Below are 21,028 nucleotides of genomic sequence, written 5' to 3'. Positions count from 1 at the left end.
ATCCGCTCCTCCGTCGAAGGATGTAGGCGCACTTCGTCATCGGCGACGACGATCCGGGCGGTCCGCCGGGGGACGCTGAGGGGGTACCGAAAGGGGAACCGCCGTGATCGTCACGCTGATCGTCGTCTGCGAGGTCGGCTTCTGGGTCCTGCTGGCCGCCGGCCTCGCCACCCGCTACCTCCTGAAGATGCCCCGGACGGGTATCGCGCTGCTGCTCTGCGAGCCGCTCCTGGAGGTCCTGCTCCTCGTCGTCACCGCGATCGATCTCAAGAACGGCGCCGACCCCAGCTGGAAGCACGGCCTCGCCGCCCTCTACATCGGCTACACCGTCGGCCACGGCCACCGCACCGTGAAGTGGCTCGACGGCCACGCCGCCCACCGCTTCGGCGGCGCGCCCCGGCCCCCGAAGCCTCCGCGGTACGGGATGGCCCGCGCCCGCCACGAGGGCAGGGTCTGGCTGGGCTCGGTGACGGCGGCGGCCGTCGCCTCGGCGCTGCTGCTCCTGGCCGCGCTGTACGTCGGCGAGGACGGGAACACCGACGGTCTCCACGCCTGGATCCTCGTCGCCTGGCGGACGGCGGCCATCCACGGCCTGATCGCGCTCAGCTACGCGATCTGGCCGCGGAAGGCCCCGGAGGGAGAGGCCTCAGCGGTCCCCGCCCGGGACCCAGAGCACGTCCCCGACCTCCTTGTTCGCCGTCCGAGCAAGGATGAAGAGCAGGTCTGAGAGGCGGTTGAGGTACGTGGCGGTCAGGGCGTTCATCGTCTCGCCGTGCACCTCCAGGGCCGCCCAGGTCGAGCGCTCCGCCCGCCGGACCACCGTGCACGCCTGGTGCAGCAGCGCCGCCCCGGGCGTGCCGCCCGGCAGGATGAAGGAGCGCAGCTTGTCGAGCGGCTCCAGGAAGAGGTCGCAGTCGGCCTCCAGCTTGTCGACGTACGACTGCTCGACCCGCAGCGGCGGGTACTTCGGGTCATCGACCACCGGGGTGCAGAGGTCCGCGCCCACGTCGAACAGGTCGTTCTGCACCCGGACGAGGACCTTCACGACCTCCGCGTCGAGCTGCCCGAGGGCGATCGCCGTACCGATGGCGGCGTTGGCCTCGTTGGCGTCGGCGTAGGCGGAGATCCGCAGATCCGTCTTGGCGGTCCTGCTCATGTCGCCGAGCGCCGTGGTGCCCTGGTCGCCGGTCCGGGTGTAGATGCGCGTCAGATTGACCATGCGACCAGCCTAGTTAGGCGATGGCCTTCTGGAACGTCCGTGTGCCGACCGTCACGGCGAGCGCCGCGACGCCGAGGGCGACGAGCACCCCGTACAGCAGTGTCGGTGTCGTGTAGTGCCCGATGTACGCCTCCCGGACCGCGTCCACCAGATGGCGGAACGGCATCAGGCGCGAGAGGACGTCCAGCCAGCCGGGGGCGAGGGTCATCGGCAGCATCAGGCCCGACAGCAGCATCGCCGGCATCGCGAGCGTGTTGATCGCGGGTCCGAACTCCTGCGGGGTGCGCAGCCTCAGAGCGAGCGCGTACGAGAGGGAGGCCAGCGCCACCGAGAGCAGTGCGACGAAGCCGAAGCCGATCAGGATGCCGGCGAGCGGCGCCCTGAGGCCCATCGGCAGGGCGACCAGGACGAGCAGCGCCGCCTGGAAGACGAAGAGGGCGGCGTCCCGCAGGACCCGGCCGAGCAGCAGGGCGAGCCGGCTCACCGGGGTGACCCGCATCCGGTCGAACACGCCCCAGTTCTTCTCCATGATGATCGAGAAGCCGGCGAACGAGGCGCCGAAGAGACCCAGTTGGAGCAGGAGTCCGGGGACGAGGACCTGCCAGGAGTCGCCCTCGCCGCCGAGCGGCAGCCCGGTGAGCAGCGGCCCGAAGAGCAGCAGGTAGAGCAGCGGCATGAGGGCGCCGAAGAAGATCTGGAACGGGGAGCGCAGGGTCTGGCGGGCGTAGCGCCCGAAGAGCAGCGCGGTGTCGTGGAGAAGCATCGGATGTCCTATCGGATGTCCTGAGGACGAGAGGGGACCGGGAGGTCCTAGACGGCTGCGGGGGTCGTGTCGACGGGGGCCGGGCCGCGTCCGGTGACGGCGAGGAACGCGTCCTGGAGGGTGGCGGCGCCGTGGGCGGCCTTGAGGCCGGCGGGGGAGTCCTCGGCGACGACCGTTCCCCTGTCGACGACGACCAGCCGGTCGGCGAGGGAGTCGGCCTCGTCCAGGTAGTGGGTGGTCAGGACGACGGTGGTGCCGTGCTCGTCGCGCAGCCGCCGCACCAGCGCCCACAGGCCGGCGCGGCTGCCGGGGTCGAGGCCGGTCGTCGGCTCGTCGAGGAACAGGATCTCCGGCCGGTGGGTGAGCCCCATGGCGAGGTCGAGCCGGCGGCGCTGGCCGCCGGAGAGCGCCGGGGTCCTGCGGTCGAGGAGTTCGGTGAGCCCGAGCTCGGCCGCGAGCTCTTCGGCGCGGGCCGTCGCGCGGGCCCGGTTCATTCCGTGGAGCCGGCCCTGGGTGACGAGCTCGGAGCGGACGGTCTCCTGGGGGTCGAGGCCGCCGGACTGGGCGACGTACCCGATGCGGCGGCGGACGGCGGCGGGGTTCCGCACGAGGTCGTGGCCGGCGACGGTGGCGGCGCCGCCGGTGGGCGGCAGGAGCGTGGTGAGCATCCGGAGGGTGGTGGTCTTGCCGGCGCCGTTGGGGCCGAGCAGTCCGAGGATCTCGCCGGGCCGGACGGTGAGGTCGATGCCACGGACGGCCTCCACGGGGCCGGTCCTGGTCGTGAAGGTCCGGGCGAGGCCGGCCGTGCTGATGATGGGCATGGCGACCACGAAAACAGAGTCACTGAATTTTTGCAACGTCCCCAAAATTCAATGGTCAGCAAAATTGGGGAGGAGCCAAACTTTCAGGGAGCCTAGGATGAGAGGCATGGCCGAGGGACTCAGGGAACGCAAGAAGCGCGAGACGAAGCAGCGGATCTCGGACATCGCGACCGGGCTCTTCCTGGAGCACGGCTTCGTCCATGTGACCGTCGCGGACGTCGCCGAGGCGGCGGACGTCTCCGTCAACACGGTGTACAACTACTTCCCGGCCAAGGAGGACCTCTTCCTCGACCGGATGGACGGCGTCACCCAGCGCCTCGCCCGCGCGATCCGCGGCCGCGACCGGGGGGAGTCCGCCGCGCGCGCCGTCCTGCGCGAACTCCGCCAGGACATCGGGGCCGTGTCACCCGCGTACGGACTCATGGACGGCTTCGACGCCTTCATGAACGTCATCGAGCACGCCCCCACCCTCAAGGCCCGGCTCTTCCACGTCCAGCAGCAGGTCCACGACGCCGTCGTCACCACCCTCCGCGAGGAGTCCGGCGCCGCCGCCGAGGACCCGCTGCCGCTGCTCGTCGGCGGGCAGCTCGCCTGGATCGAGAGCACCGTCGTCGGCTACATCACCCGCGCGATGACCGACGGGGGCAGGGCGACCGCCGTCTCCCGCGAGGCGCTCGTACTGCTCGACGAGATCGAGGAGCTGCTCAGCGAGAAGGTGCTGAACTACGCGGTACGGGAGGGGTGACGGGGCGCGCCCGTCCGACCGCCACCCCGCGGAACCCACCCCCCGGGGGTATGTCGCGACCGTGGAGGCGCCCGAACGGGGTGCTGTGAGTGTGACGTCCGTCAAACAGGGCGTGACGCGCATTACTTCACGGTCACACGGCGGCTCCCGACCGCTAATCTCCGCCGGAGAGCCAGAAGTGAACAGGCGTTAAGGGGTGGAACATCGTGGCCAGGAAGCTCGCCGTCATCGGGGCCGGACTCATGGGGTCCGGCATCGCACAGGTCTCGGCACAGGCGGGCTGGGACGTCGTCCTGCGTGACGTCACCGACGCCGCCCTCACCCGGGGCACCGACGGCATCAAGGCGTCGTACGACCGGTTCGTCGCGAAGGGCAGGCTGGACGCCGCCGACGCCGAGGCCGCGCTCGGCCGCATCACCGCCACCACCGAGCTCGACGCCGTCGCCGACGCCGACATCGTCGTCGAGGCCGTCTTCGAGAACCTCGACGTCAAGCACGAGATCTTCCGCTCGCTCGACAAGATCGCCAAGGACGGCGCGGTCCTCGCCTCCAACACCTCCGCGATCCCGATCACCAAGATCGCCGCGGTCACCGAGCGCCCCGAGTCCGTCGTCGGCGTCCACTTCTTCTCGCCGGTCCCGATGATGCAGCTCGTCGAACTCGTCCGCGGCTACAAGACCAGCGACGAGACCCTCGCCACCGCGCGGGAGTTCGCCGAGTCCGTCGGCAAGACCTGCATCGTGGTCAACCGCGACGTCGCCGGGTTCGTCACCACCCGCCTCATCTCCGCCCTCGTCGTCGAGGCCGCCAAGCTCCAGGAGTCCGGCGTCGCCACCGCCGAGGACATCGACATCGCCTGCAAGCTCGGCTTCGGCCACGCCATGGGCCCGCTCGCCACCGCCGACCTCACCGGCATCGACATCCTGGTGAACGCGGCCAACAACATCTACACCGAGTCCCAGGACGAGAAGTTCGCGGTGCCCGAACTGATGCGCCGGATGGTGGACGCGGGTGACATCGGCCGCAAGAGCGGGCAGGGCTTCTACAAGTACTGAGCCGTACCCGCCACCCCGCCTCACCCCGTGGGGTGAATTTCGGTATCGGTTCGCTGACAAGGCGCAACGTATCTGCCGGTGCGGCAGTCAGTTGTTGCGAAGACGGAGCACTCTCGGGGAGCGCATATGCACATCAGGGGCGACCATGTCGAGCTGGTCGTCGGGGGCCGCCTCGACGTCCGGAGCGCGGCGGACGCCCGTACCGTCCTGCACTCGGCCGTCGACGACGGCGTCGGCGACCTGGTGCTCGACCTGACCGGTCTCGACTCCTGGGACGCGACCGGACTCGGCGTCATCATGGGCGCCCACCGGCGTGCGGGCCGCTGCGGCCGACGGCTCGTCCTGCGCGGGGTGCCACCCCAGATGCAGCGGCTGCTCGTCGCCACCAAGCTGCACCGCATCCTCGCCATCGAGGGCGGCCTCGCGCTGGAGTCCCTGCCCCGGGTGTGACCACCCGGCGCGGGGCCGACCGGGACCGGGACACCGACCGCGAGCGGGGCCGACCGAGAGCGGGACACCGTCCGCTAGCGGAGACGGCCAGGTGCGGGACAACCAGCGGTGGCGCGCGTGTGAAGCAGCTGTGTGAACCAGGCGTCACGCTCAATCCTCACAAGACCGTGACGACTGGGTCTCCTGGGCACCCCAGCTGTTCCCGAGCGCCTGACCACGGTCTAGGGTTCGGTCGCCTGCACATTGACGGACCCACCCGGCGGGCACCGGACACCGCTTCTTGGGGGCTTGGACCATGGACCCGATCAACCGGGGGCCGGAGGAGTACGGACACGACGGCGAGGGCGACGACGCCCGCCAGGGACGCGGCACCCCCGCCCCGGCCCCCGCACCCGCGCGTGCCCGCGTCGTCCGGCTCGTCTCCGGCGACCTGCTCGTCACCGTCAACCCGGTCGACGGCAGCGAGATCGAACCCTGCCCGCCCGGCCACGAACCCGCGGCCCCCCGCCCCCGCACCGCCGAGGAGCGCGCCGAGGCCGCCCGCGCCGCCGCCCCGCCCGTACCCCCGGGCCCGGCCGCGCCCGAGCTGCCCCTCCTCGAACGCCAGGAGGAGCGCGAGCGCCTCGTCGGCATCCTCGGCCGCGGCCGCTCCGCCCGCCTGAGCGGACCCGCCGGATCCGGCCGCACCGCCCTCCTCGACGCCGTCGCCGCCGACTGCGCCGACCTCGCGCCCGACGGAGTCGTCCGGCTCTCCGGCCACCACCGCACCCCGGCCGAACTCCTCCACGAGCTGTTCGCCGCCGTCCGGTACGCCCCGGACCACCGGCCCGGCCGCACCGTGCTCCACGAACGGCTCCGCGAGATCGGCGCCGTCGTGGTCGTCGACGACCTGGAGTTCGGCGGCGCCGCCCTCGACGAGTTCCTCGCCGCCGCCCCCGAATGCGCCTTCCTGCTCGCCGCGGGACCCGACACCCCCACCCCCTCGGCCGACTCCCACGTCGAGGACATCCACCTCGCCGGACTCGGCCGCGGCGCCGCGCTCAAGCTCCTGGAGAGCGCGGTCGGCCGCACCCTCACCGACGACGAGGCCAACTGGGCCGGCGACCTCTGGTTCGAGTCCGAGGGCCTGCCGCTCCGCTTCGTCCAGGCCGGCGCCCTGCTCCGCCAGCGCGACCGGCTCCGCGTCACCCCCGCCGAGTTCGACGCCTTCGGCGCCCTCGAGGAGGCCTTCGGGCCGACCGACCCCGAAGCGGCCGCGGCCGCCGCCGCGGCGGCCTTCGACGGAGTCGAGGACCCCGACGTCGAACTGCGCGAGATACCCCTGCCCAGCCTCGGCGAGGGCGCCGCCCCCGCCGCCCTGCTCGCCTCCCGCCTCAGCCGCTCCGCCCAGACGGCACTGCGCTTCGCCGTCGCCCTCGGCGGCGAGGTCCCGCACCAGGCCCATCTGCCGGCCCTCGTCGGCGACACCCACGCCGACGCCGCCCTCGGCGAACTGCGGGCCTGCGGCCTGCTCTCCCCGGTCGGACCCCGCTACCGGCTGGCCGCCGGGGTCCTCACCCAGCTCCTCGCCCAGGGGTACGAGCCCGACCACGCGGCCGCCGACCGCGCCCACACCGTCGCCCAGCACTACGCCTGGTGGGTCGCCCACCCCTCCGTCACACCCGAACGGGCCGCCGCCGAGTCCGACGCCCTGCTCGCCGCCCTGTCCGCCCTCGTCGCCGGCACCGGAGACGACCCCGAGACCGAGGCCGAGCACCGCGCCACCGCCGTCCTGCTCGCCCGCGCCGCCGCGCCCGCCTTCGCCGCCGGACTGCACTGGGGCGCCTGGGAGCGGGCCCTGCGCGCCGGACAGGAGGCCGCCCGGCTCACCGGCGAGGTCGCCGAGGAGGCCTACTTCCACCACGAGCTCGGTGTCCTGGCGCTGTGCGCCGGAAACCTGGAGCGGGCCCGCGCGGAGCTGGAGGCCTCCATCGGCATGCGCGGCGTCCTCGCCGACAAGCGCGGCACCGTCGCGGGACGCAGGGCGCTCGCCCTGGTCGCCGACCTCTCCGGGGAGCACCCCGCCCCGGCCGCGGCCCGCGCCGAGGAGCCCGTCTCGCCGCCCCGCGGCATTCCCTCCCTGCGCGGCCCCGTACGCCGACCGGCCCCCGATCCCTTCCCGACGCCGCCGCCGGCCGGGGCGGCGGGAGCCGCGGGCCCGACCCCGCCGTCCGGGGGACCCGGGCGAGGCCCGGCGAAGTCCCCGATGCCGGCGTTCCCCGACTTCGCCGACGAGGGCCCGACGCTCATCACCCGCCCCGACACCGAGAAGGGCGCCGGCCGCCCCAGCCTCAGGGGCGGCATCATCAACGGCGCGCGCCGGAACCTCGCCGCCGTCGGCGCGGGCGCGCTCCTCGTCGCCGTCCTCGGCACCGTCGTGACCCTCGGCGCCACCTCGGGCAACGGCGAGGACCCGGCCACCAACCGCGTCACCTCCGACAGCACGGCCACCGACGACAGCACCGACGACGGCATCGACGGCGAGGAGCAGTCGGCCGAGGGCGAGACGGCCGAGCCCGGCACGACCGGCGCGGCCACCCGCTCCGGCTCCCCGAGCCCCTCCGCGTCCGGGAACACCTCCACGTCGAACCCGACGGACCCGTCGAGCTCGGGCACGCCGGACGACTCGGGCACCCCCTCGTCCTCGGACAGCCCGTCGACGACCGTGCCGCCCACCACGACGACGGCCCCGCCGACGAGCCCGACCACGCGGCCGTCGACGACCAGGCCGTCGAGCCCGAAGCCGCCGAGCACGACGCCGCCGACACCGCCCAGCACCCCGCCCTCGACGACGCCGCCGACCACGACGCCGCCGGCGACGACGACCCCGCCCACGACTCCGCCGGCGGAGGAGAACAGCCCCAGCATCTCCGCGTCCTCGTCCCTCGGCGGCCCGCCCGCCCCCGGCGACGCCACCGGCACCCGGACGCCCGCCTGACGGGCGTCACGGAGCGGAGGGCACCCGCGTACGGAGACGGGGACGGCCCCGGGCGCGTTCACCGCACCCGGGGCCGTCCCCGTACCGCCACCGCCGTCCCGCTAGAACAGCCGCAGCTTGTCGTCCTCGATGCCCCGCATCGCGTTGTAGTCCAGGACCACGCAGCCGATCCCGCGGTCCGTCGCGAGGACCCGGGCCTGCGGCTTGATCTCCTGCGCCGCGAAGACGCCCCGCACCGGGGCGAGGTGCGGATCGCGGTTGAGCAGCTCCAGGTAGCGGGTCAGCTGCTCGACGCCGTCGATCTCGCCGCGCCGCTTGATCTCGACCGCGACCGTCGCGCCGTCCGAGTCCCGGCAGAGGATGTCCACCGGGCCGATCGCGGTCGGGTACTCGCGGCGGATCAGGGTGTAGCCCTCGCCGAGGGTCTCGATGCGGTCGGCGAGCAGCTCCTGGAGGTGCGCCTCGACGCCGTCCTTGATGAGACCCGGGTCCACGCCCAGTTTGTGCGAGGAGTCGTGGAGGATCTCCTCCATCGTGATGATCAGTTTCTCGCCCGCTTTGTTGATCACGGTCCAGACGCCCGCCTCGCCGTCTGCACCCTCCTTGAGGGTGCAGGGCGGGGACATCCAGTTGAGCGGTTTGTACGCCCGGTCGTCCGCGTGGATGGAGACACTGCCGTCTGCCTTGATGAGGATCAGACGGGGCGCGGAGGGCAGGTGGGCCGTGAGCCGGCCCGCGTAGTCCACGGAGCAACGGGCAATGACGAGACGCATGGTCGCCAACGCTACAAGACGGGCGCTCTTCCGCGCGATTCGGGCATGACCCGGACCCCCTCGGGGCATGATCCTGAGCCGAACACCCGTCGGTTATCAGCCGGTTGTGCTCCCCATCTCCTGGTGCGTGCAGGACTGCGCGCTTACCGTGGAAGCTGGAGGTCGTCGTCCGTGCACGCTGCGTGTCGGGCGGCCCGGCCTTCGCCCTGCCCGCAAGACCCCGTCCGCGGGGTCGCGAGAGGAGAACCCATGTCGCTCGACGTCTCACCGGCACTGTTGGAACAGGCCGAGCGAGGCGAGGTCGACGAAGCCGACTTCGTCGACTGCGTCCGGACCTCCCTGCCCTACGCATGGGAGATGATCAGTTCTCTGGTGGCTCAGCTGAAGGTCGACGGCGGAGAGTTCGCCGACAACCAGACGCCGCCGCCGAATGAGCAGGCACGTGGTCAGCTGCTGCGCGCGCTCGCGAGCGACGCCATTCGTGGTGCGCTGCAGCGGCATTTCGGGGTGCGTCTCGCCTTCCAGAACTGCCACCGGGTGGCGGTCTTCCCGCTGGACCCGTCGGTGGACGAGCGGCTCGCCCGCTTCACGTCCGTACGGGGGCAGCTGCTGAACCAGTCGCCGGAACTGCGCGACTGCTGAGACATGGTGCTGCCGCTCCGCATCGCGGGAGACGCGATCGATGCGTGTCGACGCGCATCACCGCGCGGAGATGCCGGAGCGGCAGCACAGCCCCGCCCAGAGTCCGTACGGTTCGCTCTTCCGTCCGTACGGTCGGAAGGAGCGGCGGCCGTACGGTCAGACGAGCAGCGGCAGGACCTCCGCGCCGAGCCGCCGCACGTTCTCCTCGGTCGACGCGAGGTCGCCCGTGCCCTCGGCGAGCAGGGCGAAGCGGGTGATGCCCGTGCGCTCCGCCGTCGCCGCCAGCCGGTCCGCCGCGCGCCGGGGCGTGCCCACCGGGTGCAGCCCGCACAGCAGCTCCGTGTACGCCACGGGGTCCCGCATCGCCCGGTGCCGGCCGTCGACCGTCACATGCGCGTCGAGGCCCTGCTTCAGCCAGCCCGGCATCGCCTTCACGAGTGCCTCGGCCGCGTCCGCGCCCCGGTCCGCGAGTTGGGCCACGCCCGCCGAGACGTGGTGGGAACCGATCCGCGCGATCTCGTCCGGGTCCCGCCCGGTCTCCCGCGCGCAGCGCGCCCAGGCCGCGACCATCTCGGCCTTCTCCTCGTCTCCGCAGTGCATCCCGAGCAGCATCGGCAGTCCGCGCTCGGCGGCCAGCCGCACACTCTTCGGCGACGTGCAGGCCACCACGACCTCCGGGGCCGGGTCCCCGCCGATCAGCTCGTCGGCGCGGGGCACCACCGCCACCTCGCGGAAGGCGAATCGTTCTCCCTCGGCGCCCACGCGGGGCTCGGAGAGCCAGCGCAGCAGCAGGTCGAGCGATTCGGGGAAGCCGTTCTCGTACGCGCCGAGGCCCGCGCCGAAGACCTCCAGATCGACCCAGGGCCCGCCGCGGCCCACCCCGAGGGTGAATCTGCCGCCCGAGGTGAGGTGCAGCAGCGCCGCCTGCTCGCCCAGGGCGACGGGGTGGACGTTCGGCAGCACGCTCACCGCCGTGCCCACCCGCAGCCTTCGCGTGCGGCCGAGGAGCAGCGCGGCCAGTGTCACGGCCGAGGGGCAGACCCCGTACGGCACGAAGTGGTGCTCGGCCAGCCAGACCGAGTCGAGGCCCGCCTCCTCGGCGACCTCGGCGGTCCGCACCGCCCGGTGCAGGGCCTCACCCTGTCCCTGGCCCGGGAACTGGGCTGCCAGAACGAACGTACCCACGCGCATCGCCTTGTGCCTCCTCTGCGGCCGACGCGTAACTCGCCTCGCACTGGCACCAACGTCTGACACGTGCCAAAGGCAACGGCCGTTCATGAAGTTCTTGCGATTTTCGGCTAAGCCGTCGCGGACGGGGCCCGGGGCACCGCATCGCGGCCCGTAGGCTTGAGGGAACGGTCCGTGTTCCCCGACCCCGTGAGGTGTGCCCGTGTCCCCGCGCCACAACCGTTCCCGAGGCGGCGAGAAGCCCGAACAGCAGCCGGGCGACCACGGCGACCGGTACGGCGGCGTGCAGCGTACCGAGACCTGGCAGGGCGAGGAGTGGTTCGTCCGCCTCGTCGCCGGGGCGAGCGCGCCCGGCAAGCGCTACCGCTGCCCCGGCTGCGACCAGGAGATCCCGCCCGGCGCCCCGCACGTGGTCGCCTGGCCGGAGTACGGGGGAGTGGACGACCGGCGGCACTGGCACAAGGCCTGCTGGAACGCGAAGGACCGCCGCACCAGCAAGGTGCAGCGGTCCAGGAACGCGCCGAAGTACTGAGCCGGGAAGCCGGGCCCGGGAAACCGGGCCGGGCCGGGCCGGTAAGCCGCGCTACACGTCCCGGCTGTTGAGCAGGGCGTACGCGCCGGCCAGCGCGACCCCCGCGACCCCGGTCATGATCAGCAGCGGCTCCCAGCCCGCGGGGCCGTCGTCACCGAACGGCGGCTGCGCGGCGTACAGCGCGATCATCTGCGAGGGGATCGCGTACGTGAAGAGCCACTCCTGGACCGACTTCAGGGCCTCGGAGAACATGAACATGGCCGCCACCAGCGGCAGCAGCAGCACACCGATCATCACCGTGATCGCACCGGCCGAGTGCCGGATCACCGTGCCGAGCGCCAGCGAGAGCAGCCCGAGCATCGCGAGGTAGGCGCCCGCGCCGACCGTCGCCCGCAGCCACTCGCCCGACGTCGGGGCGTCCGCCGTGTCCACCAGGGCGACCTGCCCCGCCCCCACGAGCGCCGCGACCACCGTCGTCACCGTGAAGACGAGCAGGAAGAAGACGATCGCCTTCGCCGTGAGCACCCGGGCCCGGCTCGGGCAGGCCGTCAGGGTCGTACGGATCATGCCGGTGCCGTACTCGGAGGCGATGGTCAGCACGCCGAGGGTGATCACGCAGATCGAGGCCGGCAGCATCCCGAAGAAGCCGAAGCCGAGCGCGGACTCGTCGCCCATCGGGGCCTCGGAGCTCGCGGCGATCGCCGCCACCCCCAGGCCGATGAGCAGCATCAGCAGGACCATGACGCCGAGCGTCCACAGCGTCGAACGCACCGAGCGGATCTTCGTCCACTCGGAGGCGAGGGCGTCACCGAGGGTCGCCCTGCGGACCGGGATCGGAGAGACGTAGGAGTGCGGCGCCGGAGCGTGGTGCTGGGCGGGGGCGGTCATCGGGCGTCCTTGGTGGTGTCGCTCGGCTGAGGGGCGGCCTGCTGCGGGGCGGCCGGAGGGGCGTACGGGCCCGGTGCGGGCGCCTGGCCGGGAGCCCCCGCGTACGGGTTCTGCCCGGGCGGCGGCGGGGCGTACCAGCCCTGCTGCGGCACGTCCTGCGGTACCGGCTGCTGCGGCGGCGTCCCGTACCCCGGGTGGCCGGGCTGGACCGGCGGCTGCAGGTGCGCGAGCCGGTCGTCGGTGGAGCGGTAGTCCACGGCGCCCTGCGTCAGGCGCATGTAGGCCTCCTCGAGGGAGGCCTGGTGCGGCGACAGCTCCCAGAGCCGTACGTCCGCGTCGTGCGCGAGGTCGCTGATCCGCGGCAGCGGCAGGCCCGTCACCCGCAGCGCGCCGTCCGGCTCCGACATCACCTGGCCGCCGGCCTCCACGAGGGCCGCCGTCAGCTTCTCCCGCTGACCGGGATCGGTCTGGGGGGTCCGCACCCGGGCGAAGTCGGCGGAGTTCGCCGAGATGAAGTCCGTGACGCTCATGTCCGCGAGCAGTTGCCCGCGGCCGATCACGATCAGATGGTCGGCGGTGAGGGCCATCTCGCTCATGAGGTGGCTGGAGACGAAGACCGTCCGCCCCTCGGCGGCCAGCTTCTTCATCAGGTTGCGGACCCAGAGGATGCCCTCCGGGTCCAGGCCGTTGACCGGTTCGTCGAAGAGCAGCACCTGCGGGTCGCCCAGGAGCGCCGCCGCGATGCCGAGCCGCTGGCCCATGCCGAGCGAGAAGCCGTTGGAACGGCGCTTGGCCACGTCCTGGAGGCCGACGACCCCGAGGACCTCGTCGACGCGCTGCGCCGGGATGCCGGCGAGCTGCGCGAGCGACAGCAGATGGCTGCGCGCGCTCCGCCCGCCGTGCACGGCCTTCGCGTCGAGGAGCGCGCCGACCTGACGGGGCGCGTTCGGCAGCTGCCGGAAGGGGTGGCCGCCGATCGTCACATGGCCGGCGGTGGGCTGGTCAAGGCCCAGGATCATGCGCATCGTGGTCGACTTGCCCGACCCGTTGGGCCCCAGGAACCCGGTGACGACACCCGGCCTCACCTGGAAGGAAAGGTTGTACACGGCCGTCTTGGCGCCGTAGCGCTTCGTCAGGCCGACTGCCTCGATCATTCTCCAGCCCCATCGACAGGTCGGTCGCACCATGGTCGGGGCGTGGCGGCCGTCGGCCGGAGCCCCCCGTATGAGCTAGGAGCTTATCCAGCCATTGACGGTTCCGGCGAAGTGGAGACGACCTCCGGGCGGTCTTGGGGGGAACGTCAGGGTCCCCCTAGGGGCCCCGACGCCCGAACCCGCGAGCCCTCAGGCGTCCCGCTTCTTCAGCACCAGGTAGCCGCCGGCCAGCGCGGCCACCACCCAGATCACCATGATCCCCAGACCGGCCCACGGGCCGTACGGGGCCTCCTCCGTGTTCATGGCGTCCGGAACGACCTGCATGATCTTCGATCCGGCCTGGTCGGGGAAGTAGCGGGCCACCTCCTTGGCCTTGGGCACGGCCGCCAGGATCTGCGAGACCAGGAAGAAGAACGGCATCAGGATGCCGAGCGAGAGCATCGACGAGCGCAGCATCGCCGCCACGCCCATGGAGAACAGCGCGATGAGGCCCATGTAGAGCCCGCCGCCGATCACCGCCCGCAGCACGTTGTCGTCACCGATCGAGGCCCGGTGCTCGCCGAGCAGCGCCTGCCCCAGAAAGAAGGAGAGGAAGCTCGTCGCGAGACCCACCGCGAACGCGAGCCCGCCCGCCACCGCGACCTTCGAGAAGAGGAAGGTCGCGCGCTGCGGCACGGCCGCGAGGGAGGTGCGGATCATGCCCGAGGAGTACTCGGTCCCCACCACCAGGACACCGAAGACCACCATCGCCAGCTGCCCCAGGGTCATCCCGAAGAAGCTGACCAGAGTCGGGTCGAAGGTGGCCCGCTCGACCTCGCTGAGGTCGTCGAAGGTGGAGTTGAACACGGCGGACAGCGCCGCGCCGATCGCCACCGTGACGATCAGGGCGCTCGCCAGCGTCCAGACGGTCGACGACACCGTCCGGATCTTGGTCCACTCGGACTTCAGGACCGCGGATACCGCTGCCATCGTTCAGGCTCCCTGGGAGGTCGTGCCCCACTGGGGGCCGGGCGCCGGGGCGCCACCGTGTACATCGGTGCCGTGCGCGTGGTACTCCACCGCACTCGCCGTCATCTGCATGAAGGCCTCTTCGAGCGAGGCGCGCTGGGAGCTCAGCTCGTGCAGGACGAGCCCGTTCTCGGCGGCGAGTTCACCCAGCTTCTCGGTCGTCGCCCCGTCCACCTCGAGGGTGCCGTTGCCCGCCTCGACGGCGATGAACCCGTGCGCGTGCAGCATGTCCCGGAGCCGCTCCTGCTGCGGAGAGCGCAGCCGTACATAACTCCGGGAATTCTCCTGGATGAAATCCGCCATCGACGTGTCGGCCAGCAGCTTTCCCTGTCCGATCACGATCAGGTGATCGGCTGTCAGGGCCATTTCACTCATCAGATGGCTGGAAACGAAGATCGTCCGGCCCTCGGCCGCCAACGCCTTCATCAGATTGCGGATCCAGTGAATTCCCTCGGGGTCCAGACCATTGACGGGTTCGTCGAACATCAGGATCTCGGGATCGCCCAGCAGCGCCGAAGCGATGCCGAGCCGCTGCCCCATACCGAGGGAGAAACCTTTCGACTTCTTCCGCGCGACCGGCGTCAGGCCCACCAGGTCCAGCACCTCGCCCACCCGGCGTTCCGGGATGCGGTTCGACTGCGCGAGGCACAGCAGGTTGTTGTACGCGGAGCGGCCGCCGTTCATGGCCTTGGCGTCGAGCAGTGCGCCGATGTACTTCAGCGGCTCTTCGAGCTCCCGGTAGTGCTTGCCGTCGATCCGGACCGTCCCGCTCGTCGGGTTGTCCAGGTCCAGCATCATCCGCATCGTCGTGGACTTGCCCGCCCCGTTGGGCCCGAGGAAGCCCGTGATCACCCCAGGACGCACCTGGAAGGAGAGATGGTCGACCGCGGTCTTCGCCCCGTATCGCTTGGTCAGGCCCTCAAGCTCGATCATGCGTCCCAACCTACGGGTGCGCAAAACCCCCCGCCACCGGAATGACAGGGGGTTCTGGGGAACGCTACGAACTCGTTACCGGCTGTGCGTCAGGTCGACGGTCACGACCCGGACGGCCGTACGGGGGGCGGCCGTACGCGTGACAGGCGTACGTGTGACGGGCGTCAGCGGGACTGCTGGGCCGGGACACCGGCCGGGCGCTCGTCGTCGATCGGCGAGCCGGCCGCCGCCACCGCGGCACCGGTCAGCGTCGCCAGCATCTCGCGGACGTTGGTCAGCTGGGCGTTGATCGAGTCCCGGCGGTTCGTCAGCGCCGCGAGCTCGCGCTCCGATTCGCTGCGGATCCGGTCGGCCTTGGCGTTCGCGTCGGCCACGATGTCCTCGGCCTGGCGCTGCGCGGTCTCCACCGTCTGACGGGCCCGGCGCTCCGCGTCCGTACGCAGCTTCTCGGCCTCCAGGCGGAGCTGCTCGGCGCGGTGCTCGATCTCCGCGAGGCGCTTCTCGGCCTTGGCCTGACGCGAGGCCAGGTCGCGCTCCGACTGCTCGCGGCGCTTGGCCAGGTTGGTCTCGAAGTCCGCGGCGGCCTGGGCGGCCTTGGCGCGGGTCTCCTCGAAGAGGGCGTCCGCCTCCTCGCGCTTCGACTGCGCGTCCTTCTGCGCCTCGGCGCGCAGCGTGTTGGCCTCGCCCTGCGCCTTCTCGACGATGCGGACGCCCTCGTCCTCGGCCTTCGACTTGCGCTCGGCCGCGAACGACTCCGCGTCGTTGCGCACCTGCTGGGCGGCCGACTCGGCCAGCTCGCGGTGCTGCTCGGCGGCGCGACGGGCCTCCTCACGCAGGTCCTTCGCCTCCTCCTCGGCGAGCCGGAGGATCTTCTCGACCCGGGCGCCGAGTCCCGCGTACGACGGCTCGGCGTCGGTGACCTGCGCCTGGGCGTTCTGCGTCTCGAGGTGGAGTTCCTCGATGCGCTTCTCCAGGGAGGTGATGCGGGACAGTGCGCTGTCGCGGTCGGACACGAGCTTGGTAATGCGGTCGTCCACCTGACCGCGGTCGTAACCGCGCCGCACGAGCTCGAAGCCGAAGGGGGAGGATGTGTCGCTCATGGGTTTCCTGTCGAATGAGACCGGTGAGGTGTTAGAGGGAATCCTAGGGGCCGAAGCGGCGTGTCATCGAGCGTATGCCCGTTTGATCTGGAGAATGTCCAGCCTTTTGAGTGGCTAGCCGTCCTGGGGCTTGCCACTCGAACGAGTGGACCCCGCTGACGCGCCCGCCTTGGCGCCCACTGCTCCGGCGGACTTGGCGCCGGCGGACGGAGTCTCGAAAGACTCCAACGCCTCCAGCACGTCCTGGACACGGGAGATCTCGGCATTGATGTCCTTGCGGCGCCGCACGAGCACCTCCAGTTCGCGCTGGCCTTCCTCGATCGTCTTCTCCGCCTCGGACCGAGCCTCCGCCAACGTCCGCTCGGCCTCGGCCTTGATGCCCTCGGCCTCGGCGACCAGCGAGGCCTTCTTCTGCTCGGCCTCCTTGAGGAGCGCCTCGGCCTTGCGGACCGCGGCGATACGGACCTTGCTCGCCTCCGAACTCGCCTCGGAGACGAGTTCCTTGGCCTTCGCGTCGGCCTCGGCCCGCTGTTCCGTCGCGGCCTTCATCAGGTTGTCGACCCGCTCGCCCGCCGTCTTCATCTGCTCGGCGCTCTCGCGGCGCGCCCGCTCGTGCAGTTCCTCGATCTCGCCCTCGATCCGGCTCCGCAGCTCCTCGGCCCGCTCCCTTATGGCCGTCGCGTCGCCGCGTGCCCCCACCAGGAGTTCGTCCGCGTCCGTACGGGCCTTCTCCACCAGCGAGTTGCCCTCGACGGTCGCCTCGGCGACGATCCGCTCGGCCTCCTTGCGGGCCGCGCCGACCATCAGATCGGCCTGCGACTCGGCCTCGGTGGTGGCGCGCAGCGCCTCCTCCTGGGCCTTGCCGATGAGCTGGTCGGCCTGCTCGGCCGCGTCCGAACGCTTCCGGGCGCCGGCCTCCCGCGCCTCGTCGAGCGTCCGGTCCGCCTCCGCGCGGGCCTCCGAGCGCATCTGCTCGGCCGCCGCCTCGGCGTCGGCCTTGAGCCGCTCCGACTCGGTACGGATCCGCTCGGCGTCCTGCTGGGCGGAGCCCACGGTCGCCTCGGCCGCGGCCTGCGCCTCCGCCGTGACGGAAGCGGCGAGTTCGGCGGCCTCGCGGGTGAGCCGTTCGGCCTCGGCGGTCGCCTCGCGGGTGAGGCGCTCGGCCTGCGACGTGGCCTCCGCGAGGAGCGCGTCGGCCTGTTCGGCGGCGTCGCTGCGGCGCTTGTCGGCGGCCTTGCGGGCCTCGTCGAGGACCTGCTCGCCGTCGGCCAGGGCGGCGTTCCGCAGGGCCTGTGCGTGCGCCTCCCCGTCGATCTTGACCTGTTCGGCCTCGGCGCGGAGGCGTCGGGCGTCCTGCTCGGTGGTCTCCATGAGCTCGACCGCCTCGGCGGTGAGCCGTTCGGCCTCGGCGGCCGTCTCGCGGGTGAGGCGCTCGGCCTCCGAGGTCGCCTCCGCGAGGAGCGCGTCGGCCTGTTCGGCGGCGTCGCTGCGGCGCTTGTCGGCAGCCTTGCGGGCCTCGTCGAGGAGCTGCTCGCCGTCGGCGGCCGCGGCAGCCCGCAGCGCCTCCGCGTGCGCCTCGCCGTCGGCCTTGACCTGTTCGGCCTCGGCGCGGAGGCGTCGGGCGTCCTGCTCGGTGGTCTCCATGAGCTCGACCGCCTCGGCGGTGAGCCGTTCGGCCTCGGCGGCCGTCTCGCGGGTGAGGCGCTCGGCCTCCGAGGTCGCCTCCGCGAGGAGCGCGTCGGCCTGTTCGGCGGCGTCGCTGCGGCGCTTGTCCGCCGCCTGACGGGCCTCGTCCAGGACCTGCTCCGCCTCGGCGGCGATCCGGTCCGCCTCCGCACGGGCCTCGCCGACGACCGACTCGGCGCGCTCGGCGGCCTCCGAACGGATCCGGTTCGCGTCGTCGCGGGCGTCGGCCCGGGTGCGGGCCGCGTCCTGCTCGGCCGCGGCGAGCGAGTCCGTCACCTCGGTGCGCACCCGCTGCGCGTACTCGGCGGTGTCCGACCGCAGCTTCTCCGACTCGGCGATCGCGTCGGCGACCGTCCGCTCGGCCAGCGCCTTCGCGGCGTCCGTCTCCTCCTGCGCACGCGTCCGCGTGCGGGCGGCGTCCTCGGACGCCCGCTCCCGCTCCTCGTACGCGTCGGCGCGGACCCGGTCCGCCTCCTCCTGCGCCTCGGAACGCGTCCGCTCGGCCGCGTGCTCGGCGGCGCTGCGCAGCCCGGCGATCTCCTCGTCGGCCTGCTCGCGCAGACCCGCCACCGAGTCCCGTACCTCCTGGGCGGTGTGCGAGGCCGCGGTGACCATCTCGGTCGCCCGCGCGTCCGCCTCCTCGACCAGGCGCTGGGCCTCGACCTGTGCGTCCTCGACGCGCTTGCGGGCCGCGGCGAGAAGCTCCTCGGACTGCTCGCGGGCGTGCTCGCGCTCCCGGCCGGCCTCGGAACGGGCCGACTCGAGCGTCTCCTCGGCCTCCCGGCGGCGCCGGACGGCCTCCTCCTGGGCGGCGGCCAGCGCCTCGGCGGCCTCGGTGGCCACCCGCTCGGCCGCGGCGGCGGCCTCGGCTCGTACCCGGTCGGCGGTCTCCTGGGCCTCCGAGCGCAGCCGCTCGGCCTCCTCGGCCGCCTCCTTGCGGAGCCGCCCGGCGGCGTTCTCGGCCTCGGTACGGGTGGTGGAAGCGTCCGACGCGGCCTCGGCGCGCAGCCGCTCGGCCTCCTGCTCGGCCTGTTCCCTGAGCGTACGGATGCGCTCCGCGGCCTCGGTCCGCAGCCGCTCCGTCTCCTCGGCGGCCTCGCGCCGGATCAGCTCGCCCTCGGCACGCGCGTCGGCGAGCTCCTCCCCGGCCGCTGTGACCTTCGCCTCGGCGTCGGTGTGCAGCCGGGTCAGCTCCTCGGCGGCTTCGGCACGACGGGCCTCTGCGGCCCGCTCGGCGTCGGCGCGCAGCCCGGCCGCGGCCTCCTCGGCCGCCGCCTTGACCGCCTCGGCCTGCTCCTCGGCCTCGGCGCGCAGCCGTTCGGCCTCGGCGCGGGTCCGCTCCAGGGTCTCCTCGGCCTGCGTCCGGAGCGTCTGGGCGCGCTCCATGGCCTCGGACTTGACCCGCTCGCTCTCGGCGCCGGCCTTCGTCCGCATCTCGTCGGAGTCGGTACGGGCCTTGGTGAGGAGCTCCTCGGCGCTGCTGGCCGCCTCCTCGATCTGCTGGACGGCCTCGCGGCGGGCCTCGCCGCGGATCCGCTCGCCCTCCGCGATGGCCTCGGCGCGCAGCTGCTCGGCCTCGCCGCGCAGCCGGCGGGCCTCCTCCTGCAGCTCGACCGTCTTGGCGCGGTACTCCTTGGTGTCGTCCTTCGCCGAACCGAGCAGCTCGTCCGCCTGCTCCTCGGCCTGGGCGCGCAGCCGGTCGATCTCCGCCTCTGTCTCGCGGCGGATCCGCTCGGCCTCCTCGGAGGCCTTGCGGGTGGTCTCCCGGGCGTCGTCGGACGCCTTGGTGAGGATCTCCTCGGCGTTGCGCGCGGCCTTGGCGAGCGCGGCGGCGGAGTCCTCGGCGGCGACCGTGCGGGCCTTCTCGGAGGCCTCGGCGACGAGCTTCTCCGCCTCGGCGGTCGCCTCGCGCAGCTTCTCCGCGGCCTCGGCCTTGAGCGCCTCGGCGTCCTTGGTGGCCTCGCCGACCAGCCGGGCGATCTCCGTCTTCGCGGTGCGGGTGCGCTGCTCGTTGACCGACTCGGCGGTGGCGAGCTGCTTGGCGGCGGCGTCCTTGGCCTCGTTGAGGGCCTTCTCGGCCTCCGCGCGCGCGACGCGCAGCTTCTCCTCGGCCTCCTGCATGCGCTGCTCGGCGGCGCGGGAGAGCTCGGTGGCCTGGCGGCGGGCCTGGTCGGTCTCGGCGGCGGTGGTCGAGCGGAGCTGCTCGGCGTGGCTCGTGGCCTCCTGTGCCTGGCTGGAGGCGGCGCCGAGGAGCCGCTCGGCGTCCTTGCGGGCGCGCAGCAGAATCGCTTCGGCCTCGGCACGGGCGGCCTGGGCCTCGGAGCCGACGCGCCGGCTGGTCTCCTCGGCGAGCCGGGTGGCCTCGGCGCGGGCGGAGGCGAGCGCCTGCTCGGCCTCCGCGCGGGACTCCTCCATCAGACGGCGGGCCTGGGCCTCCGTGCGGGCGCGGAGCTGCTCGGCCCAGGCGACGTTCTCGTTGACGTGCGCCTCGACGGTCTGCCGGCGCTCGCTGAGTTCCTGGTCCAGCTGCTGTCGGCGCTGGACCGCCTCGTTGTGCAGTTCGGCCTGGAGCCGGGACTGGTGCTCGGCGTGCTCCTGGAGGATGCGCTGCGTCTGGGCGCGGGCGTCGCGGAGCTCGCGCTCGGCGTCCTGGCGGAGTTGCTCGGCCTGCGCCTGCGCGTTCCGCAGCAGCTGCTCGGCCTGGTAGCCGATGTCCGCGCTGTCGTAGGCGGGTCGGGAGGCGATGGTGCGGCGCGCCTCGTGGAGCTTGGCGCGCAAGACCTCTACCTGGTATCCGAGGTCCTCGGCGTGCTGAACGGCCTTCTCGCGCTCGGTCTTCAGCCGGTCCATCTCGGCTTCGAACCTGGCGAGATGGTCGTCTTCAGCTCGGTGGCTCTCCTGGCGTTCGTAGCCCCGCACTGCGCGGTCCATCCTTCCCCGAGCTCTTCGAGCAGGGGATACCCCAACCCTGGTCGCAACTCCAACGAGCACCGCCCCCTCACGGCTGAGGACGGACCCCCGGGGAATCGTGGCAGATCGGACGACCCTGACATCCCGACTACGGTGCCGCACGGAGCGGCCCCGACCGGCCCCG

At 72.7% G+C, this 21,028-nt stretch carries 18 protein-coding genes; 7 read left to right on the top strand and 11 right to left on the bottom strand.

The window, feature by feature from the left end:
* Positions 1-103 precede the first annotated feature (103 nt).
* Positions 104-727 (top strand): hypothetical protein, encoded by a 624-nt coding sequence (locus ACIP84_RS24495; protein ID WP_401800271.1) that lies wholly within the window; start codon positions 104-106, stop codon positions 725-727.
* Here ACIP84_RS24495 and ACIP84_RS24490 read toward each other — a convergent pair.
* Genes ACIP84_RS24490 through ACIP84_RS24480 form a run of 3 tightly spaced genes read right to left on the bottom strand, consistent with a single transcriptional unit; the run spans position 647 to position 2,803 of the window.
* Positions 647-1,219 carry a cob(I)yrinic acid a,c-diamide adenosyltransferase gene (locus ACIP84_RS24490; RefSeq protein WP_401800268.1) on the bottom strand — a complete coding sequence of 191 codons (573 nt, stop codon included), beginning with the start codon at positions 1,217-1,219 and terminating at the stop codon, positions 647-649. The genes ACIP84_RS24495 and ACIP84_RS24490 overlap by 81 nt on opposite strands.
* A gap of 13 nt (positions 1,220-1,232) precedes the next feature.
* Positions 1,233-1,982 (bottom strand): ABC transporter permease, encoded by a 750-nt coding sequence (locus ACIP84_RS24485; protein ID WP_401800266.1) that lies wholly within the window; start codon positions 1,980-1,982, stop codon positions 1,233-1,235.
* 47 nt (positions 1,983-2,029) lie between these two features.
* The gene (locus tag ACIP84_RS24480) at positions 2,030-2,803 is read right to left on the bottom strand and encodes an ABC transporter ATP-binding protein (protein WP_401800263.1); all 774 of its coding nucleotides are present in this window, start codon (positions 2,801-2,803) and stop codon (positions 2,030-2,032) included.
* Positions 2,804-2,909: 106 nt separating this feature from the next.
* Between ACIP84_RS24480 and ACIP84_RS24475 the strand changes: the two genes are divergently transcribed.
* From ACIP84_RS24475 to ACIP84_RS24460, 4 genes are all read left to right on the top strand, one after another.
* Positions 2,910-3,548 (top strand): TetR/AcrR family transcriptional regulator, encoded by a 639-nt coding sequence (locus ACIP84_RS24475; protein WP_401800261.1) that lies wholly within the window; start codon positions 2,910-2,912, stop codon positions 3,546-3,548.
* A 206-nt stretch (positions 3,549-3,754) separates the two neighbouring features.
* The gene (locus ACIP84_RS24470) at positions 3,755-4,603 is read left to right on the top strand and encodes a 3-hydroxyacyl-CoA dehydrogenase family protein (RefSeq protein ID WP_401800258.1); all 849 of its coding nucleotides are present in this window, start codon (positions 3,755-3,757) and stop codon (positions 4,601-4,603) included.
* A gap of 126 nt (positions 4,604-4,729) precedes the next feature.
* Complete coding sequence (locus ACIP84_RS24465) at positions 4,730-5,053, top strand: STAS domain-containing protein (RefSeq protein WP_015036221.1); 324 nt, start codon at positions 4,730-4,732, stop codon at positions 5,051-5,053.
* Between the two features lie 295 nt (positions 5,054-5,348).
* The gene (locus ACIP84_RS24460; RefSeq protein ID WP_401800255.1) at positions 5,349-8,030 is read left to right on the top strand and encodes an ATP-binding protein; all 2,682 of its coding nucleotides are present in this window, start codon (positions 5,349-5,351) and stop codon (positions 8,028-8,030) included.
* A gap of 101 nt (positions 8,031-8,131) precedes the next feature.
* Here ACIP84_RS24460 and nucS read toward each other — a convergent pair whose 3' ends face one another.
* Positions 8,132-8,803, bottom strand: coding sequence for an endonuclease NucS (nucS, locus tag ACIP84_RS24455; protein WP_401800253.1), 672 nt, complete (start codon positions 8,801-8,803; stop codon positions 8,132-8,134).
* 249 nt (positions 8,804-9,052) lie between these two features.
* On the opposite strand from nucS, the gene ACIP84_RS24450 reads away from it, so the two are divergent.
* Positions 9,053-9,445 carry an SCO5389 family protein gene (locus ACIP84_RS24450; protein ID WP_015036224.1) on the top strand — a complete coding sequence of 131 codons (393 nt, stop codon included), beginning with the start codon at positions 9,053-9,055 and terminating at the stop codon, positions 9,443-9,445.
* A 156-nt stretch (positions 9,446-9,601) separates the two neighbouring features.
* On the opposite strand, the gene ACIP84_RS24445 is transcribed toward ACIP84_RS24450, so the two are convergent.
* On the bottom strand, positions 9,602-10,636 hold the full coding sequence (locus ACIP84_RS24445; RefSeq protein WP_401800250.1) for an LLM class flavin-dependent oxidoreductase: 1,035 nt from the start codon (positions 10,634-10,636) through the stop codon (positions 9,602-9,604).
* 199 nt (positions 10,637-10,835) lie between these two features.
* Between ACIP84_RS24445 and ACIP84_RS24440 the strand changes: the two genes are divergently transcribed.
* A complete protein-coding gene (locus ACIP84_RS24440; RefSeq protein WP_355957650.1) occupies positions 10,836-11,165 on the top strand; it encodes an ATP/GTP-binding protein in 330 nt (109 codons plus the stop codon).
* 51 nt (positions 11,166-11,216) lie between these two features.
* Here the strand turns inward: ACIP84_RS24440 and ACIP84_RS24435 are convergent, their stop codons facing one another.
* From ACIP84_RS24435 to scy, 6 genes are all read right to left on the bottom strand, one after another.
* Positions 11,217-12,053, bottom strand: a complete 837-nt coding sequence (locus tag ACIP84_RS24435) for an ABC transporter permease (RefSeq protein ID WP_355957652.1) — start codon at positions 12,051-12,053, stop codon at positions 11,217-11,219.
* Positions 12,050-13,207 carry an ATP-binding cassette domain-containing protein gene (locus tag ACIP84_RS24430; RefSeq protein ID WP_401800247.1) on the bottom strand — a complete coding sequence of 386 codons (1,158 nt, stop codon included), beginning with the start codon at positions 13,205-13,207 and terminating at the stop codon, positions 12,050-12,052. The genes ACIP84_RS24435 and ACIP84_RS24430 overlap by 4 nt, the downstream gene beginning before the upstream one ends.
* 189 nt (positions 13,208-13,396) lie before the next feature.
* Complete coding sequence (locus tag ACIP84_RS24425) at positions 13,397-14,176, bottom strand: ABC transporter permease (protein WP_401800245.1); 780 nt, start codon at positions 14,174-14,176, stop codon at positions 13,397-13,399.
* A 3-nt stretch (positions 14,177-14,179) separates the two neighbouring features.
* Positions 14,180-15,148 (bottom strand): ABC transporter ATP-binding protein, encoded by a 969-nt coding sequence (locus ACIP84_RS24420; RefSeq protein WP_401800242.1) that lies wholly within the window; start codon positions 15,146-15,148, stop codon positions 14,180-14,182.
* A 164-nt stretch (positions 15,149-15,312) separates the two neighbouring features.
* Positions 15,313-16,248, bottom strand: a complete 936-nt coding sequence (locus ACIP84_RS24415; RefSeq protein WP_030321132.1) for a cellulose-binding protein — start codon at positions 16,246-16,248, stop codon at positions 15,313-15,315.
* A gap of 114 nt (positions 16,249-16,362) precedes the next feature.
* Complete coding sequence (gene scy / locus ACIP84_RS24410) at positions 16,363-20,853, bottom strand: polarized growth protein Scy (protein ID WP_401800537.1); 4,491 nt, start codon at positions 20,851-20,853, stop codon at positions 16,363-16,365.
* Positions 20,854-21,028: the final 175 nt, after the last annotated feature.

It is taken from the genome of Streptomyces sp. NPDC088707, assembly GCF_044752725.1.
GTDB lineage: Bacteria > Actinomycetota > Actinomycetes > Streptomycetales > Streptomycetaceae > Streptomyces.
Note: the sequence above shows the minus strand (reverse complement) of the source record. Positions and strands in the feature narration are given on the sequence as shown.